This is a genomic window from Stenotrophomonas sp. 62841_Sma, from assembly GCF_056482945.1.
Genome location: NZ_CM151224.1, coordinates 1508573 through 1525315 on the forward strand (window position 1 = coordinate 1508573; position 16743 = coordinate 1525315).

The window sequence follows — 16743 nt, forward strand, 5'->3', positions numbered from 1 at the left end:
CCGGCAACCCGCCGGCATCAGCCCTCGTCGGTCTCGTACTCGACGAACACGTCCAGCTCCAGTGCCAGTTCCTGCACGGCATCACGCACCTTCTGCGCGGTGCTTTCATTGCCGACTTCCACTTCCAGTTCGTGGATGCCTGGGCCGATGTCATCGGACAGCCCGGCCGAACTGGAATCGTCGTCGTCCATGTGCGGCATCAGGTCGTCGGTTTCCTCGACATGTTCGATGCCGTCCAGGCCGAGCAGCAGGTCGCTGATGGCACGGGCGTCGTCTTCGGTTCCGGTGATGCGCAGTCGCAGCATGGCCATGGCGTCGATACGGTGTGGGGTTGCCTGCAGCCTAGCCAGCGCGAAGCAAAGAACGGGTGAGGGCGCAGTCAGGCGCGTGTGGCCGGGCGCCCGAGCAGGCTTTCCGGCAACGCGGGAATCGGCGTGCGTTCGTCCTGCGCCTGCTCCAGCAACCAGTCAATGAACAGGCGCGCGGCGTGGCTCGGCGGTTGCCCTTCGGCGTGCACCACGTGATACGCATAGCGCGCTTTCAGTGCCGGGCCGGGCAGGCGTACCACTTCGTAGCGCTGCAGGTAGGGCTGCGCGATGTGGGTACGTGCCAGCACCGCGCCCATGCCGTACACCGCGGCACGCATCGCATCGGTACTGTCGGCGAAGGTGTGCATCGGCGGCAGTGGCGAGGGTGGGCGCACGCCGGCATGGCGGAACCAGTCACGCCAGCCCTGCGGCGACAGATCGGTCAGCAGCGGCAGGTCGGCGATGCGCGCCGGATCGACCAGCGTTTCAACCCCGGCCAGCGCCGGCGAGGCCACCGGGAACAGGTAGTCATCCATCAGGTGCTGTGCACGCAGGCCCGGCCACTGGCCCAGGCCATAGCGGATGCCGACTTCCGGGCCGTTGTCGTCGTAGCGATCCAGCCCGCTGCCCGTATGCAGTTCGATGCGGATGTGCGGATGGGCCTGGGTGAAGCGTGGCAGCCGTGGCAGCAGCCAGCAGTAGGAAAGCGAGCGCAGCGTGGTGATCCGCAGCGGCACGCTGTCGGCATCCGGCTGCAGGTGATGGGCGACGGCCGCGACATCGGAGAAGGCGGCGCTGGCGGCGTCGGCCAGCTGCCGGCCCTCGGCAGTCAGGCGCACGCCGCGGGCGTGGCGCAGGAACAGCCGGGTTTCCAGCACCTCCTCCAGCCGGCGCACGTGGTGGCTGACCGCGCTGGCGGTCAGGTGCAGCTCCTGGGCGGCCTGGGCGAAGTTCTGGTGGCGCGCTGCAACCGCGAACACGGCCAGTGCGGGGAGCAGGGAAGGGCGTAGCTGCATGTCCAGCCTCAAACCATATTTGTGGCTGGCAGCGATACTACGCGCTTGTGCGGCGGGCGTCTGCGGCCGATCCTGTCTGCCTTGGCGAGGAACAGACGATGGACGGAGGCAGGGCATGAATGCGGTCCCACAGGCGGCCGAGCGCGACTGGCGCACGCCGCTGGAATTGACCCTGCTGGGCGCCATCTGGGGCTGCTCGTTCCTGTTCATGCGGGTGGCGGTGCCGTCGTTCGGCCCGTTCGCGCTGGTCGAGGTGCGGCTGGTGCTGGGCGCGCTGGTGCTGCTGCCGTTCCTGTGGCGCGCCCGCGCGCAGTTCCCGCCGCGGCGCTGGCTGTGGCTGGCACCGATCGGCCTGATCAACTCGGCGCTGCCGTTCGTGCTGTTCGCCTATGCCGCCGAACAGGCACCGGCCGCGATCGGTGCGATCTGCAATGCCATGACGGTGCTGTTCGCCGCGCTGATCGCCTTCCTGTTCTTCGGCGAGAAGATCGGCATGCGCCGTGCGGGCGCGCTGCTGGTCGGCTTCGCCGGCGTGGTGGTGCTGGCCACGGCCAAGGTCTCCGGCCTGAGCATCGGCACCGCGGTGCTGGCCGGTGCGGCGGCCTCGCTGCTGTACGGCCTGGGCGTGAACCTGGTGAAGCGGCACATGACCGGGCTGCCGTCGGCGGCTGCTGCGGCGGCAACGCTGTCCTGTGCTTCGCTGTGGATGCTGCCGATGGCGGTCAGCCACTGGCCGCAGGCGGCGATTCCGGCCAAGGCGTGGGGCGCGGCGATTGCCCTGGGCGTGGCCTGTACCGGCCTGGCGTTCCTGATGTTCTATCGTTTGATCGGCCGTATCGGCCCGTCGCGTGCGTCGACCGTGACCTATCTGATTCCGCTGTTCGGCGCGGCGTTCGCGTGGTTGTTCCTGGGTGAGCCGGTGACGCTGCAGATGCTGATTGCGGGTGCGTTGATTCTGGGTAGTGTGGCGGTGAGTCAGAAGGGCTGATGCGTTGGCGTTTTGCGCGTGGCGCGTGCTGAAGGTGCTTCATCGTTCATGGGCGTCACTTTTCTTTTCGCGCGAAAAGAAAAGTAACCAAAAGAAACGCGCCGCCAGGTCGCGAGCCGCCGTGCTTCGCACGTCGGTCCCCTGCGCTTCTCGGTGAATCAGGGGACGGTGCCGAACTCGCTGCGCTCAGACATCGGCACCTCTTCGCCCCTGATTCCCCTGCGATGCTCGGCTCGCTCAAGGCGGACCCAAGATCAAAGACCGCAGCTGCACCCAGTAGATCCACGCCATGCGTGGATGCCTTTGCCGTTGATCTTGACCTTCCAGTCCGCCTTGAGCGAGCCGAGCACCGCAGGTCCGGCGAGGGCGAAGAGGCGCGGGTGTCTGAGCGCAGCGAGTTCCCGCGCCGTCCCTCGACGGGCCGAGGAGCGCAGGGCACCGGTGCGTAGCACCGGCTCGCGGCCGGCGGAACGTTTCTTTTGGTTACTTTTCTTTGCGTACAAAGAAAAGTAACGCCCATGAACGATGAAGCGCCTTCAGCACGCGTAACGTGCGGAAACCATCACCGCACCGGCACCGGAATATTGCAAAGATCGATATGCCCCGCCGGGCGCTTGTAGAAATCGTCCACACGATTGCGTCGCGCTTCGACCGTATCGGCGAACGTCTTTGAATCAGTGCGCAGCACCTGGATCGGCGTGCGCTCGGCCGCCGGCACGTCGCTGGCGCGGCGGATCGACACGATCGGCGTACGCAGCTTCGGGTCGGTGTAGAAGCCCATCGGCGCCGGGCCGCGCGGGGTTGCACTGAGCAGTTCCATGCCCTTCAACACGCGACCGACCAGGGTGATGTTGCGGTCCAGCTGGCGCGGCGACTGGCCGGTCACCACGTACAGTTCGGCGCCGATGCTGCTGTCTTCCTCGTTGCTGCGGCCCGCGCCGAGCATGCCGTAGCAGTGCGCCAGCCAGGCCTTGCCGGCCTGTGGGTCCTGGCCGACCGGGAAGCCGTCGACGAAACCGGTCTGCGCGGCCCAGCCATCGCGGTCCGGCAGCACGCTGACCTTCAGGCCGGCACTGGCACGTTCGAACTCGGCCGGCAGCTTGCGCGCGGCACTGCCGAACGGCTTTGCCTTGGCCGCATCATCGGCGTCGGCATCGCCGAACTGCACCACGAAGTTGTCCTGCGAACGGTAGATGCTGGTGCCGTTCCAGAAGTGCTCGTGGGCGAAAGTCTGGATGTTGGCGACATGGCGTGGGGCGAACTGCGGCGCCAGCTCGATGATCACCCGACCGGTCGGCAGGTCCATGTACAGCAGGTTGGCCGGGTCCGGGGTGCGCCAGTCGCTGGCCGCCGAAGCATCAAGAATCTGCTGCGGACTGCGGTAGGGCGTGGCCGCGCCGGCCAGGACGGGCAGCAGGCAGGACAGGGCGAGGGCGGTCAGGGCAAGGCGACGGCGGTGCGGCATGGGAACCCCGGAACATGAACGAGGCTTCGATTCTGCGTGACGACACACCGAATCGCAAAGCGGCACTACAGGACAATTGCGTCAGTCTGCGCACCGCCTGCCGAGCGATCTCATCGACTTATCAGAAGCATCTATCGTTCTTCCGAGATCAGACTAGAGTAACAACCAAAGGATGGAACCGGTTCGTAGTTGCTGGCAGGGTCAAAAACGCTTGAAGACTCTTCCAGATGATGTGGGGAGAAAGTCTCCTTGATTATGGTAAGTCGACCATCTTCTTTGAAGTGATAGCTGGTTCCTTCAACAACGTTGTCACTCGTTTCAGCGAACTCCCGGTACACGGCCATGCTCAGGAAGAGCATTCCTGGCTTTACCTCGTGGAACTGGTAGGTCAGGCGTTCCCTTAGATGTTCATCAAGAAAGTCGACGCCAATCATTTCTTTGTCCAGCAGCACTTCAATAAACGCTGATGGGGTGATTGGCGAGCCAATGAGAACGGTGTACGAGGCACGCTTTTCATGCCTCAACCTGGCTTGGGGTTCACTGATTATGTTCTGTGCGAACTTCTTCGCGGCGAACCAAGAGTCGCAATAGTGGAGCTCAGTCATGGGTGAATGCTTCGGTTTATGGTGGCGCTTACAGAAGCTCGGTCAGCTGCTGCACTGTCGGCAGGCGACCGTATGCTCGCATTCGCGCCGGGGCAAGCGGACGGGAAAGGAGGGCTAGCCAATGGGATCCAACGCCCCCAACCGGCAGAGTGACTAACGACACATTCGCTATACCGAACTTCGCACTACTGTGGACTTCAACGTAGTGGAGGGCCGGTCATGTCCGAGGACGATGTCCAGCTGAAGAAGTTCCAGAAGGAGCTCAGCGCCGGAACGGTGTCGCTGGCCCTGCTGGCGGTGCTGGCCCGGGCCGGGGAGCCGCTGTACGGCTACCTGATCGCCAAGGAGCTGGAGCGGGTGGGCGAGGGCGTGCTGAGCGGCAAGCAGAGCGCGCTGTACCCGGTGCTGCGCAATCTGGAGGGCGCTGGCCTGCTGGAAAGCCATGTGGAGCCGTCCAGCAGCGGGCCGCCGCGGCGCTACTACCGCATCAATGAACGTGGCCGCGAGGTGTTGGCGCAATGGCGCCAGGCCTGGCAGGCCACACGCGATTCCGTCGATTCCGTGTTGGAGGGGGTACCACAATGAACGACCCGAGCCTGGCAGGCCGAGCCCTGCCCACGACCATCCCGCAGTACCTGGCGCAGCTGCGCGCGGCGCTGGAAGGCGCCGACCCGGCGATGGTGCAGGACGCGCTGTACGACGCCGAGGAGTACCTGCGTTCGGAGTTGGCCGCGCAGCCCGGCCGCAGCGAGGCCGAGGTGATCGCTGACGTCGCCGGCAGCTATGGCGCGCCGGACGAAGTGGCCGAGATCTACCGCGAGACCGAAGTGACGGTGAATCGCGCGTTGCGCACACCACGTGCGGATACCGCGCCGGTGCTGCGTGCTGCGGCGGAAGCCAGTGGCGTCGAGCCGGCCGCACCGCCGCCGGTGCCGGTGCCGCGCTCGCTGCTGACGCGCCTCTTCGGTGTGGTGACCGATCCACATACCTACGGCGCGCTGTTCTACATGCTGCTGTCGCTGGCCACCGGCACCTTCTTCTTCACCTGGGTGGTGACCGGCCTGTCGCTGTCGCTGGGCCTGCTGATCCTGATCATCGGCATCCCGCTGACCGTGCTGTTCTTCGGTTCGGTGCGCGGGCTGGCGCTGCTGGAAGGGCGGCTGGTGGAAGCGCTGCTGGGCGAGCGCATGCCACGTCGTCCGCGTTACACCGACCGCAGCCGCACGTGGCTGCAGCGCATCGGCGACATGTTCACCGACGGCCGCACCTGGCTGACCCTGCTGTACTTCGTGCTGATGCTGCCGCTGGGCGTGATCTACTTCACCATCGCGGTGACGCTGCTGTCGCTGTCGCTGAGCCTGATCTGGGCGCCGGTCGCGGCGATCTTCAGTGGCGACATCCCCGGCGTGTACATCAACGACGTGAACGTACTGCCGATGGCGGCCTCGCCGCTGGTGGCAATCGCGGTTGCTGCGGCGGGCGCGCTGCTGCTGGTGCTGACGATGCACCTGGCACGCGGCATCGGCAAGCTGCACGGGCTGATCGCCAAGAACCTGCTCGTACGGCTGTAAGCGGGAATCCACGCTTCGGTAGGCTTCGCTCTGGTAGGTGCCAACCTTGGTTGGCACAATCCTTCAGATACCGGGATTCATGGTAGAGCGCCAACCAAGGTTGGCATCTACCAGGGCGTACCGACCAAGGTCGGTGCCCACCAGGGCCGAGTTACCCCGCCTTTCGCCGCAACGGGGTGACGTTGCTCTTCTTCTTCGTGACCTTCGCCGCCGGTGCTTCGGCATGCGCGGCGAAGAAATCGCGCACCTTCGGGTACACCACTTCGCGCCAGCGACGGCCGCTGAAGATGCCGTAGTGGCCGGCGCCTTCAACGATGAAATGCTCGCGACGGTCCGCGTCGATGCCGGTGCACAGCGCCTGCGCCGCTTCGGTTTGGCCGAGGCCGGCGATGTCGTCCAGCTCACCCTCGATGCTCAGCAGCGCGGTGTCGCGGATCGCCGACGGATCGACCTTCTCACCGTTGACCACCCACTCGCCACGCGGCAGCAGGAAGTCCTGGAACACCACGGAAATGGTATCCAGGTAGTACTTGGCCGGCATGTCCAGCACCGCGTTGTACTCGTCGTAGAAACGACGGTGCGCGTCGGCGTCTTCCAGGTCGCCCTTGACCAGGTCGGTGTAGAAATCCCAGTGCGAGCTGAAGTGGCGGCTCGGGTTCATCGACAGGAACCCGGCGTGCTGCAGGAAGCCCGGGTACACGCGACGGCCGGCGCCGGGATAGCTGGCCGGCACGGTGTGGATGACGTTGTTCTCGAACCACGACAGCGGGTTCTGCGTGGCCAGGTTGTTCACTGCGGTCGGGCTGCAGCGTGCATCGATCGGGCCACCCATCATCACCAGCGTGCGCGGCGTCGGTTCGCCACGGCTGGCCATCAGCGAAACTGCCGCCAGCACCGGCACGGTCGGCTGGCACACGCTGACCACGTGCAGGCGCTCCACGCCGAGGTGGCGGATGAACTCCTGGATGTAGGCAATGTAGTCGTCCAGGCCGAACTCGCCTTCGCTGGACGGCACCATGCGCGCATCGACCCAGTCGGTGACGTACACGCGGTGGTCGCGCAGCAGGGTGCGCACGGTATCGCGCAGCAGCGTGGCGTGGTGGCCGGACAGCGGCGCCACCACCAGCACGAACGGCTGGTTGAGCATGGTGTGCAGCTGGTCGGCTTCATTGCTGTGGCGCTTGAAGCGCAGCAGCTTGCAGAACGGCTTGCTCACTTCCTCGTGCACGACGATCGGCACGCGCTCGCCCTCGACGTCGATTTCGTTGATGCCCCACTCGGGCTTCTCGTAATCCTTGCCGATGCGATGGAAGAGTTCATTGACCGCCGCCAGGCGATCAGCGCCGGGCATCTGCGACCACCAGTGGCCCTGGTTGGCGAAGAACCTGGCGTTGGCCTGGGCCTGGTGCACCCAGGGGGCGAGCAGGTTGCGGGTCAGTTCGTGCAGTTGATAGAGCATGACGACCGAAATGTATGGTCATATGTTGCCGCGCAGCATATCCCATCCGGGTGTCCCGCAGGTTAAGTTGGCTGAAAATAATGAATCCGGATTCACATCCGTTCCAGCGCGGCCGCATCGCCTGCCAGAGCGGGACCGAGCCAGCAATGCGACCCTACCGGCTGCAGACCGTGCCGGGCCAGCGTCCGCCGGTACCAGCGCGCCGGGCGGGCCTGGAAACCCTCGTGGTCGCCCTCGAACGCGTCCTCGGCGGCGAAGGTCTCCAGGAAGGCCACGCCGCCGGTCAGCTCCGCCACGCCGGCCAGTCCGGCACGCAGCTCACGGTCGGGCACGTAGTGCATCACGTCCGAGCAGATCAGCAGGTCGACCGGGGCGCAGGGCCGCAGCCAGGCGAAATCACCGAAGCGGGCCAGGTGCAGGTTGCGGGTGCGGCCGTAGCGGCGCACAGCGTACTCGCTGCTGTCGAAGCCGAGGTATTCGACCTTCGGACGCAGCTTCAGCAGCGGCGCGCGCCAGGCGCCTTCGCCGCAGCCGATATCCAGCACGCTGCGGATCGGTCGCTCCAGGTAGTACTCGGCGCTGGCCACAGCCAATGCCACCTTGCGTGCCAGGCGGGCGCTGCCACCGATGTCGGCACGTCGGTACCAGCGTTGGAAGTAGGCGGCGTCGTAGGTCTTGTCCATGGGGCGGTGCACGATCGGGGAAAACGGCGCTTATCGTACGGCGTTGCGGCGTGCCATGCGTCGATGTGTCGCGGCGTGCGTGCCTGCGGCGGCCTTGCCACGGCATGCGAGAATGGCCGCCAACCTACGCCAGCCGCCGGAGCGAGCGCATGCAGAGCTACTACTGGGTCAAGACCTTCCACATCGTGTTCGTGGTGGCGTGGATGGCCACGGTGTTCTACCTGCCGCGCATCCTGGTGAATCTGGCCGAGACCGCAGGCCAACCGGCGGTGACCGAGCGCCTGCAGCTGATGGGCCTGCGCCTGTACCGTTTCGGCCACTCGATGTTCGGCCTGGCGTTCCTGCTGGGCCTGGTGCTGTGGCTGGGCTACAAGGTCATTCCGGATTTCCCGACGATGGTTGCCTCGGGCGGTGCCGGTTGGCTGCATGCCAAGCTGGGGCTGGTGGTGCTGCTGCTGGTGTACTTCAGCTGGATCGGGCGCCTGCTCAAGGGCGTGGCCCAGGGCAGGGCGCTGCCGTCGTCGCGCGCGCTGCGCTGGATCAATGAGATCCCGCTGCTGGCCTTCATCCCGATCGTGTGGCTGGTGCTGGCCAAGCCGTTCTGAGATCCCGCTATCCGTAGAGCCATGCTTGGCTCTACGGGTTCGCGTGATTCTTCGCCAAAGCAGAGGCATCCACGCGTGGCGTGGATCTACTGGGTGCAGCTGTGGCTTTTGATGTTCAGGTCCGCCATGAGCGAGCCGAGCATCGCAGGTGAAACAGGGGCGAAGAGGCGCCGATGTTTGAGCGCAGCGAGTTCGGCGCCGTCCCCTGATTCACCGAGAAGCGCAGGGAACCGGTGCAAGGCACCGGCTCGCGTTCGGCGGCGTGTTCTTTGGTTACTTTCTTGCACGAGCAAGAAAGTAACAAGCCGATGAATCAGGCCGCTTCGTACGTGCCGTAGCTGCGCAGGCGGGCGTAGCGCTGTTCCAGCAGCTGCTCGGTGGACAGCTTGTCCAGCGCGTCCAGCTCGTTCAGCAGCACCGCCTTCAGGCGCTTGGCCATCTGCGTCGGGTTGCGGTGGGCGCCGCCGGTCGGCTCGCGCACGACCTTGTCGACCAGGCCCAGGCTCTTCAGGCGCGGGGCGGTCAGGCCCAGCTGTTCGGCGGCATCCTTGGCCTTGCCGGCATCCTTCCACAGGATCGAGGCGCAGCCTTCCGGGGTGATGGTCGAGTACACCGAGTACTCCAGCATCACGGTGCGGTCGCCCACGCCCAGCGCCAGCGCGCCGCCGGAGCCACCTTCACCGATCACGGTGCAGATGATCGGCACCTTCAGTTCGGCCATCTCGATCAGGTTGCGTGCGATCGCTTCGGACTGACCACGCGATTCGGCATCGATGCCCGGCCAGGCGCCGGCGGTGTCGATCAGGGTCAGCACCGGCAGGCCGAAGCGCTCGGCCATCTTCATCAGGCGCAGGGCCTTGCGGTAGCCCTCCGGCTTGGGCATGCCGAAGTTGCGCTTGATCTTTTCCTTGGTGTCACGGCCCTTCTGGTGGCCGATCACCATCACCGCACGGCCGTTGATGCGTGCCAGGCCGCCCATGATCGCCTTGTCGTCGGCGAAGGCACGGTCGCCGGCCAGCTCCTGGAACTCATCGAACATGACGCGGAGGTAGTCTGCGGTGTACGGGCGCGACGGATGACGGGCCAGCTGCAGCACCTGCCACGAGGTCAGGTTGCGGAAGATCTGCGCGGTGCGCATGCGCAGCTTGTCCTGCAGCGCGTGCACTTCCGCCTCGACATTGACCGCCGGCCCGGCACTGGCGTTGCGCAGTTCCTGGATCTTGGCTTCCAGGTCGGCGATGGGTTGCTCGAAGTCGAGGTAGTTCGGATTCATCGGAAGCCGTCGTGTAAAGAAGAGGGGAATTCTAGCCGAATGCGTGCAAACCACCCGTACGCCTTCGTCTGGAAGGCGACGGTAGCGCAGCCGGGCAGGGGGCGCCAGTCAGCTCAGGGCACCACCAGGGCGCTGCGGCCCATCAGCTGGCTGCGCTGGGAAACGAAGTCGTTGTAGGCCTCGTTGGCCTCCCGGCCCAGCCCGCTGCCCAGGGTGGCGGTGGCCGAGGTGAAGGCCATCTGCGCGGCGAAGTCCTGCTTGCGCAGGGCCTTCTGTTCATCGGCGGTGGTGGCCTTCAGCCAGCGCGCATAGACCTCACGCAGCGGCGCGGCATGCGCCTCGAAGGCCGGCACCAGCGCCGGCAGGCTGGCCGGGGCCGGTTCCAGGCTGAACGCCGGGGCCACGTAGCCGGCCGGCTGCTCGCGCTTGAACGCACCGGGCTCGCCCATGCCTTCTTCCACGTAAGCGATGAAGTCCGGCGCGGTGAACACCTTGGCCACGATCTGGCCACCACTGGCGTCGACGTGGGCCACCACCTTTTCCTTCGGGAAGGGCTCGCGCACGCCGTAGGTCCAGGTCTTGTCGATGAACAGGTCGTGGCGCTTCTCGAACGGGCCTTCGAAGTCGACGCCGCCCAGCTCGATGCCGGCCTTGCCGGTGCCGAAGTTCTTCAGCTTGCTCTCGTCGGTGACGTAGATCTCGCGGGCGATCACGTACTCGCTCAGGGTTGGGTTGATCAGGCCACCACGACCGTCGACGTAGACGATGAAGCGCACATCACCGAGCTTGTCGGTATGCAGGCGATGCTCGCCGACGGCCAGCGAAATCGGGCGCGAGCCCTGTGCGGCCACCGGCAGGTCCTTGCCATCGATGCTCAGTGCCAGCGGCGTGTCGGTCGGGTTGTCGATCTGGAACTCGACCTTCGAGGGCGAACAGGCGGCCAGGGCCAGCGCGGCGGCGAACGGGAACAGCAGGGTCTTCATCGGCAATCGTCCTTGATACATGGAACGGGAAAGCAGGGGTTTCAGCAAAACTAGGGAGCCAGCTTCAGCTGGCCCACGGCGGGCTGTAGCGCACCTTCAGGGTGCGCACGGCCGGGTCGGCGCGCAGCGCCTCCATCAGCTTGGAGTCGATGCGTACCGCGCTCTGCCCGGAGACATCGAGCATGCCGGCGACACCGCCGTGCGGTCCCTTCAGCAGCAGGTCCAGGCGCAGTGGCGTTCGCCCCGGGCGATGGCGGTCGAGCAGCGCATCGATGCGCTCCCAGACCGGGCGCTGCTGGCGCAGGTCCAGGCGCAGCGACAGGCGCGTGGCGTAGTTGGCGCAGACTTCGTCGAAGTCCCAGCACTGGCGGATGCGCAGCGCGAAGCCGCCGTTGAATTCGTCCTCGCGCAGGCCGCCCTTGACCACCAGGATGCGGTCCTTGGTCATCAGGTGGCCGAACTCGGCCATCGCGTCGGAGAATGCGCTGCACTCGACGCGGCCGCGGCCATCCTCGAGCTGGATGAAGATCTGGCTCTCGCCCTTGCGGCGCACGCCGACCACCTGGCCGGCCAGCACGGTCTGTACTTCCGGGCGCCAGCGCTTCTCGCCGCCGCCGCCGCCGCCACTGTTGGCGCTCCAGATCTTCTCCACCGAGCCCAGGTCGTTGCCGACCAGGTCGCGCACATCGTCGCGCCAGGGATCGAACGGGTGGCCGCTGAGGTAGAAGCCCAGCGTGTCGCGCTCGCCGTTCAGGCGCTGCAGCAGCGGCCATTCCTCGGCTTCAGGCAGATCCAGCTGGATCGTGGTCGCGCTCGGGTCGGGGCCGCCGAACAGCGAGTTCTGCCCGGACGCACGTTCGCGCGCCATCTGGTCGGTGGCCTTGATCACTTCCGGCAGTTGCAGCATCAGGGACGCGCGGTTGTGGCCGAGCTCGTCCAGTGCGCCGCAGTTGATCATCGCTTCCAGCGTGCGCCGGTTGAGCTTGGCCGAGCCGACGCGGGTGCAGAAGTCGAGCAGGTCCTTGTAGTCGCCACCCTTCAGGCGTTCGTCCACGACGGCCTCGCAGGCACCCTGGCCGACGCCCTTGATCGCGCCAAGCCCGTACTGGATGGTGTCCGGGGTCACGGCTTCGAACATGAAGGCGGAGTGGTTCACCTTCGGCGGCAGCACGGTCAGGCCGAGGTTGCGCACCTCGTCGAGGAAGCCGACCACCTTCTCGGTGTTGTCCAGGTCCGAGGACAGCGTGGCCGCCATGAACTCGGCCGGGTAATGGCGCTTCAGCCATGCGGTCTGGTAGCTGACCAGCGCGTAGGCAGCGGCGTGCGACTTGTTGAAGCCGTAGCCGGCGAACTTCTCCATCAGGTCGAAGATCGCGTCGGCCTTGGCCTCGTCCACACCGTCCTTGGCCGCACCTTCGCGGAAGATCTCGCGGTGCTTGGCCATTTCGGCCGGCACCTTCTTGCCCATCGCGCGGCGCAGCAGGTCGGCGCCGCCCAGCGAGTAGCCGCCGACGATCTGCGCCATCTGCATCACCTGCTCCTGGTACACCATGATGCCGTAGGTGTCCTTCAGGATCGCTTCGGTGCGCGGATCGGGATAGATGATTTCTTCCTGGCCGTGCTTACGCGCGTTGAAGGACGGAATCAGGTCCATCGGGCCGGGGCGGTACAGCGACACCAGCGCGATCAGGTCTTCGAAACGGTCGGGGCGCGCGTCCTTCAGCAGGCGGCGCATGCCCGAGGATTCGAACTGGAACACCGCGCCGGTATTGCCGTTGGCAAAGATGTCCTTGTAGGTGGGCGTGTCGTCCAGCGGGATCGCGGCGATGTCCACCGGCGGAATGCCGGCGCGCTCATGGCGCTTGTTGATCGCCTTCACCGCCCAGTCGATGATGGTCAGCGTGCGCAGGCCGAGGAAGTCGAACTTCACCAGGCCCACTTCTTCCACGTCGTTCTTGTCGAACTGGGTGACCGGGTTCTTGCCGAGGCCATTCTCGTCGTGTTCGGCGTACAGCGGGCAGAACTCGCTCAGCGGTTCGGGCCCGATCACCACGCCACCGGCGTGCTTGCCGGCGTTGCGGGTCAGGTCTTCCAGCTGCAGCGCCAGATCGATCAGGTCGCGGACATCGTCCTCGGTCTCGTAGCGCTGGATCAGTTCGGCCGAGGCCATTTCCGAGCCCGGGCCTTCCTTGCCCTTGCCCAGCGCATCCTTCAGGTGGATGCCGAGGATGTTCGGGATCAGCTTGGAGACGCCGTCGACCAGGCCGTACGGGAAACCGAGCACGCGGCCGGAGTCGCGCACCACCGCCTTGGCGGCCATGGTGCCGTAGGTGATGATCTGGCTGACGCGCTCGCGCCCGTACTTGCGTGCGACGTAGTCGATCACTTCGTCGCGGCGATCCATGCAGAAGTCGATGTCGAAGTCGGGCATCGACACGCGTTCGGGATTGAGGAAGCGCTCGAACAGCAGGTTGTACGGCAGCGGGTCCAGATCGGTGATCTTCAGCGCCCAGGCCACCAGCGAACCGGCACCCGAACCGCGGCCGGGGCCGATCGGAATGCCCTGGTTCTTGCCCCACTGGATGAAGTCGGCCACGATCAGGAAGTAGCCCGGGAAGCCCATCTTGATGATGGTGTTGAGCTCGAACTCCAGGCGCTCGAAATACTCTTCGCGGGTCTTGCCCGGCGCCAGTGGATTCTTCTCCAGGCGCTCTTCCAGGCCATCGCGCGACATCTTCTGGATCCAGGTGTCCAGGGTCTCGTCGTCCGGCACCGGGTAGTTGGGCAGGAAGTAGGTGCCCAGCCGCATCTCGATGTTGCAGCGCTCGGCCAGCGCCAGCGTGTTGTCGATCGCATCGGGGATGTCGGCGAACAGCGCACACATCTCCTCGGCCGACTTCAGGTACTGCTGGTCGCTGTACTCGCGCGGGCGCTTGGGATCGTCCAGCACGCGGCCGGTGGAAATGCATACGCGCGCTTCGTGCGCGCTGAAATCCGTCGGCGACAGGAAGCGTACGTCGTTGCTGGCCACCACCGGCAGGCCACGCTGGCCTGCGGCCATCAGCGCGAACTGGTTGAAGGTTTCTTCGCCCTCGCGGCCGGTGCGGGTCAGCTCCAGGTGCAGGCCGTCGCCGAACACGCGTTGCCAGTCGGCCAGCTGCTGCTCGGCCAGTTCATGCTTGCCGTCCAACGCCAGGCGCCCGGCCAGGCTCTGCCGGCCGGCCAGCGCGAAAAGGTTGGCGTTGCCGGCCTTCAGCCAGTCCGGGTGGATTGCCACGCCGCCTTCCGGGCGATGGCCTTCCATCCAGGCGCGGGTCAGCAGGCGCGACAGGCTCAGGTAGCCCTCACGGTCGCGGCACAGCAGGGTCATCCGCCACGGGTCCTGGCCTTCCTCGGCGATCAGCACGTCGGCGCCGGCGATCGGCTTGATGCCCACGCCTTCGGCGGCCTTGTAGAACTTGACCAGCGCGAACAGGTTGTTGAGGTCGGTCACCGCCAGCGCGGGCAGCCCGAGCTCGACCGAGCGCGACAGCAGGTTGGCCTGCTTGGCCTTCTTCGGGTCCGCCTGGTCGGGCTTGGCCGGCACGCGGATGGTCGAGTCCGCCAGCGAGAACTCGGTGTGGACGTGGAGATGTACGAAGCGGGAGTTGGACATGCCGGACCAGGTTGGAGCGCGCGGGCCCCGGGTGCTGACGGAAGATCGTCGCCGGGGTCGGGATGCGCTGGAGTGCCCGGTCAGGGTAGCGAGGGCAGGGGGAAGCGACAAGGACTTGACGGTGCGCCGATTGCGCGAATGTCGCCGGGCATGGCCCGGCGCCAGCGGAGGCGTTCACATTGCCGTGAAAGCGCCGGACGATACCCGGCAGCCGTTGTTCAAGCGATGGCTGTGATCGCGGGGGCTGGCGCTGTTTCCAGGCACTCGCGCACCGGGGCGAAGCTGCGCCGGTGCTCCACGCAGGGGCCGTGCTCGCGCAGGGCGGCCAGGTGGGCCGGGGTGCCGTAGCCCTTGTGCTGCTCGAAGCCGTACTGCGGATGGCGGGCATGCACCTCCTGCATGTAACGGTCCCGCGAGACCTTGGCCAGGATCGAGGCGGCCATGATCGCGCGGTCGATGCCATCGCCGCCGACCAGCGCCTGCGCCGGCAGTACCAGCCCCTTGGGCACCACGTTGCCATCGATGCGCGCGAAGCCGGCCACGTGGGCGACCGCTGCGACCACGTCGCGCATGCCCTGCAGGGTGGCCTGGTAGATGTTCAGACGGTCGATGGTGTCCACGTCCACCAGCACCACATGCCAGGCCAGGGCGCGCTCGATGATGCGGTCATGCAGCTGCTCGCGGCGCGCCGCGGTCAGCTGCTTGGAATCGTCCAGGCCGTTGATGCGCGGCCGTGCCGGGTCGAACACCACGGCCGCCACCGCGACCGGCCCGGCCAGCGGGCCACGACCGGCTTCGTCGACGCCGGCGACCAGGCGCTCCGGCTCGACCACCGCCGCGCCATCGAACAGGGTCAGGCTGGCCGCTGCGGCATGGCGGCGGCTCATGCCTGTGCCTGGTCGCGCATCAGCAGCTCGCCGACGGCGTCGGCGGCACGTGCCGACGCATTGCGGCGCAGGCGCTCATGCAGGCGGGCATAGGTGTCCTGCAGGTCGGTCACCCGCTGCGGGTGGTCGAACCATTGCTGGATGGCCGCAGCCAGCTTGTCCGGCGTGCAGTCATGCTGCATCAGCTCCGGTGCCAGGTCCTGGCCGGCCAGGATGTTGGGCAGGGCGAAGCGGTCGACCTTGATCAGGCCGAATGCCTTGACCAGACGGTAGGTCAGCTCGTTGACACGGTAGCCGACCACCATCGGCCGCTTCACCAGCATGGCCTCCAGGGTCGCGGTACCGGACGCCAGCACCACCACGTCGGCCGCGATCATGGCGTTGCGCGCCTGGCCGTCGAGCACATGCGAGTACGCGACCGGCAGCGCCGAGCGCGACAGCTGCTCTTCGATCAGCCGCTTGCAGGCGGGGTTGGCGGCAGGCACCACCACGTGCAGGCCGGGGATGCGCTCGGAGACCTGCCAGGCGGCTTCGAAGAAGGGTTCACCGAGGCGCGAGATTTCGCCCAGGCGGCTGCCTGGCAACACCGCCAGCACCTTGGCCGACGTCGGCAGGCCAAGCGCGGCGCGCGCTTCCTCGCGGTTGCCCTGCAGGGGGATGTCATCGGCCATCGGATGGCCAACGAAACGCGCGTCGATGCCGTGCTTGGCATAGATGGGCGGTTCCATCGGGAACAGGCACAGCACCAGGTCGGCGCTGCTGCCGATCTTCTCGGCGCGCTTCTCGCGCCAGGCCCAGACCGAGGGGCTCACGTAATGCACGGTGCGCACGCCGCGCTGCTTCAGCCAGCGTTCGATGCCCAGGTTGAAGTCGGGCGCGTCGATGCCGATGAACACGTCCGGCTGCCATTCCAGTGCACGCTGGCGGAACGCGGAACGCAGTTTGAGCAGGCGTGGCAGGTGGCGCAGTACTTCGGTCAGGCCCATCACCGCCAGCTCGCTGGCATCGTGCCAGGTCAGGCAGCCGGCGCTGCGCATGGCATCGCCACCGATGCCGGCGAATTCGGCATTTGGAAAGCGTGCCTTCAGTTCGCGCACCAGGCCCGCACCCAGCAGATCACCGGAGGCCTCACCGGCCACCAGCGCGATCCGCAACGGGCGCTCGCTGAGCACCCGCTGCGCGGGGACGCTGCCGGCCATCGAGGCCAGCGGAATCACGGCGGCGCCGGCCGGCGCCTGGCCGGTC

At 66.5% G+C, this 16743-nt stretch carries 15 protein-coding genes; 4 read left to right on the plus strand and 11 right to left on the minus strand.

Annotated elements, in window-relative coordinates:
• Positions 1-17: 17 nt before the first annotated feature.
• Entirely contained in the window at positions 18-311 is a 294-nt protein-coding gene (locus ACZK5G_RS07065; RefSeq protein WP_005415831.1) for a hypothetical protein, read from the minus strand.
• A 68-nt stretch (positions 312-379) separates the two neighbouring features.
• Positions 380-1324: a LysR substrate-binding domain-containing protein gene (locus tag ACZK5G_RS07070; protein WP_032128340.1), complete on the minus strand. Its 945-nt coding sequence runs from the start codon at positions 1322-1324 to the stop codon at positions 380-382.
• Positions 1325-1439: 115 nt separating this feature from the next.
• Here ACZK5G_RS07070 and ACZK5G_RS07075 point away from each other — a divergent pair, with 115 nt between their 5' ends.
• Complete coding sequence (locus tag ACZK5G_RS07075; protein WP_032128339.1) at positions 1440-2312, plus strand: DMT family transporter; 873 nt, start codon at positions 1440-1442, stop codon at positions 2310-2312.
• 562 nt (positions 2313-2874) lie between these two features.
• Here ACZK5G_RS07075 and ACZK5G_RS07080 read toward each other — a convergent pair.
• Both ACZK5G_RS07080 and ACZK5G_RS07085 read right to left on the minus strand, forming a co-directional pair.
• On the minus strand, positions 2875-3777 hold the full coding sequence (locus ACZK5G_RS07080) for a peptidylprolyl isomerase (protein WP_478465836.1): 903 nt from the start codon (positions 3775-3777) through the stop codon (positions 2875-2877).
• A gap of 131 nt (positions 3778-3908) precedes the next feature.
• Positions 3909-4382 carry a hypothetical protein gene (locus tag ACZK5G_RS07085; protein ID WP_369352683.1) on the minus strand — a complete coding sequence of 158 codons (474 nt, stop codon included), beginning with the start codon at positions 4380-4382 and terminating at the stop codon, positions 3909-3911.
• Between the two features lie 219 nt (positions 4383-4601).
• On the opposite strand from ACZK5G_RS07085, the gene ACZK5G_RS07090 reads away from it, so the two are divergent.
• Together ACZK5G_RS07090 and ACZK5G_RS07095 are read left to right on the plus strand one after the other, a co-directional pair.
• A complete protein-coding gene (locus ACZK5G_RS07090; RefSeq protein WP_032128337.1) occupies positions 4602-4967 on the plus strand; it encodes a PadR family transcriptional regulator in 366 nt (121 codons plus the stop codon).
• On the plus strand, positions 4964-5953 hold the full coding sequence (locus ACZK5G_RS07095) for a sensor domain-containing protein (protein ID WP_478465838.1): 990 nt from the start codon (positions 4964-4966) through the stop codon (positions 5951-5953). The genes ACZK5G_RS07090 and ACZK5G_RS07095 overlap by 4 nt, the downstream gene beginning before the upstream one ends.
• Before the next feature lie 151 nt (positions 5954-6104).
• Here ACZK5G_RS07095 and ACZK5G_RS07100 read toward each other — a convergent pair whose 3' ends face one another.
• Positions 6105-7412: a polyhydroxyalkanoate depolymerase gene (locus ACZK5G_RS07100; RefSeq protein ID WP_478465840.1), complete on the minus strand. Its 1308-nt coding sequence runs from the start codon at positions 7410-7412 to the stop codon at positions 6105-6107.
• Positions 7413-7504: 92 nt separating this feature from the next.
• Positions 7505-8095, minus strand: coding sequence for a class I SAM-dependent DNA methyltransferase (locus tag ACZK5G_RS07105; RefSeq protein ID WP_032128334.1), 591 nt, complete (start codon positions 8093-8095; stop codon positions 7505-7507).
• 149 nt (positions 8096-8244) lie between these two features.
• Here ACZK5G_RS07105 and ACZK5G_RS07110 point away from each other — a divergent pair, with 149 nt between their 5' ends.
• Positions 8245-8700 (plus strand): CopD family protein, encoded by a 456-nt coding sequence (locus tag ACZK5G_RS07110; RefSeq protein ID WP_478465842.1) that lies wholly within the window; start codon positions 8245-8247, stop codon positions 8698-8700.
• A gap of 313 nt (positions 8701-9013) precedes the next feature.
• On the opposite strand, the gene ACZK5G_RS07115 is transcribed toward ACZK5G_RS07110, so the two are convergent.
• From ACZK5G_RS07115 to lpxB, 5 genes are all read right to left on the minus strand, one after another.
• Positions 9014-9973 (minus strand): acetyl-CoA carboxylase carboxyltransferase subunit alpha, encoded by a 960-nt coding sequence (locus ACZK5G_RS07115; protein ID WP_032128332.1) that lies wholly within the window; start codon positions 9971-9973, stop codon positions 9014-9016.
• A gap of 113 nt (positions 9974-10086) precedes the next feature.
• Positions 10087-10956, minus strand: a complete 870-nt coding sequence (locus tag ACZK5G_RS07120) for a hypothetical protein (protein ID WP_478465844.1) — start codon at positions 10954-10956, stop codon at positions 10087-10089.
• A gap of 64 nt (positions 10957-11020) precedes the next feature.
• On the minus strand, positions 11021-14611 hold the full coding sequence (dnaE, locus tag ACZK5G_RS07125) for a DNA polymerase III subunit alpha (protein WP_478465845.1): 3591 nt from the start codon (positions 14609-14611) through the stop codon (positions 11021-11023).
• A 218-nt stretch (positions 14612-14829) separates the two neighbouring features.
• A complete protein-coding gene (locus tag ACZK5G_RS07130; RefSeq protein WP_049461544.1) occupies positions 14830-15498 on the minus strand; it encodes a ribonuclease HII in 669 nt (222 codons plus the stop codon).
• The gene (lpxB, locus tag ACZK5G_RS07135) at positions 15495-16697 is read right to left on the minus strand and encodes a lipid-A-disaccharide synthase (RefSeq protein WP_100437555.1); all 1203 of its coding nucleotides are present in this window, start codon (positions 16695-16697) and stop codon (positions 15495-15497) included. The genes ACZK5G_RS07130 and lpxB overlap by 4 nt, the downstream gene beginning before the upstream one ends.
• Positions 16698-16743 lie beyond the last annotated feature (46 nt).

Coding starts and splice junctions, on each gene's coding strand:
- dnaE (WP_478465845.1), bottom strand. CDS start 14,611: ATGTCCAACTCCCGCTTCGTACATCTCCACGTCCACACCGAGTTCTCG.
- ACZK5G_RS07120 (WP_478465844.1), bottom strand. CDS start 10,956: ATGAAGACCCTGCTGTTCCCGTTCGCCGCCGCGCTGGCCCTGGCCGCC.
- lpxB (WP_100437555.1), bottom strand. CDS start 16,697: ATGGCCGGCAGCGTCCCCGCGCAGCGGGTGCTCAGCGAGCGCCCGTTG.
- ACZK5G_RS07075 (WP_032128339.1), top strand. CDS start 1,440: ATGAATGCGGTCCCACAGGCGGCCGAGCGCGACTGGCGCACGCCGCTG.
- ACZK5G_RS07100 (WP_478465840.1), bottom strand. CDS start 7,412: ATGCTCTATCAACTGCACGAACTGACCCGCAACCTGCTCGCCCCCTGG.
- ACZK5G_RS07095 (WP_478465838.1), top strand. CDS start 4,964: ATGAACGACCCGAGCCTGGCAGGCCGAGCCCTGCCCACGACCATCCCG.
- ACZK5G_RS07085 (WP_369352683.1), bottom strand. CDS start 4,382: ATGACTGAGCTCCACTATTGCGACTCTTGGTTCGCCGCGAAGAAGTTC.
- ACZK5G_RS07115 (WP_032128332.1), bottom strand. CDS start 9,973: ATGAATCCGAACTACCTCGACTTCGAGCAACCCATCGCCGACCTGGAA.
- ACZK5G_RS07110 (WP_478465842.1), top strand. CDS start 8,245: ATGCAGAGCTACTACTGGGTCAAGACCTTCCACATCGTGTTCGTGGTG.
- ACZK5G_RS07065 (WP_005415831.1), bottom strand. CDS start 311: ATGGCCATGCTGCGACTGCGCATCACCGGAACCGAAGACGACGCCCGT.
- ACZK5G_RS07080 (WP_478465836.1), bottom strand. CDS start 3,777: ATGCCGCACCGCCGTCGCCTTGCCCTGACCGCCCTCGCCCTGTCCTGC.
- ACZK5G_RS07070 (WP_032128340.1), bottom strand. CDS start 1,324: ATGCAGCTACGCCCTTCCCTGCTCCCCGCACTGGCCGTGTTCGCGGTT.
- ACZK5G_RS07090 (WP_032128337.1), top strand. CDS start 4,602: ATGTCCGAGGACGATGTCCAGCTGAAGAAGTTCCAGAAGGAGCTCAGC.
- ACZK5G_RS07130 (WP_049461544.1), bottom strand. CDS start 15,498: ATGAGCCGCCGCCATGCCGCAGCGGCCAGCCTGACCCTGTTCGATGGC.
- ACZK5G_RS07105 (WP_032128334.1), bottom strand. CDS start 8,095: ATGGACAAGACCTACGACGCCGCCTACTTCCAACGCTGGTACCGACGT.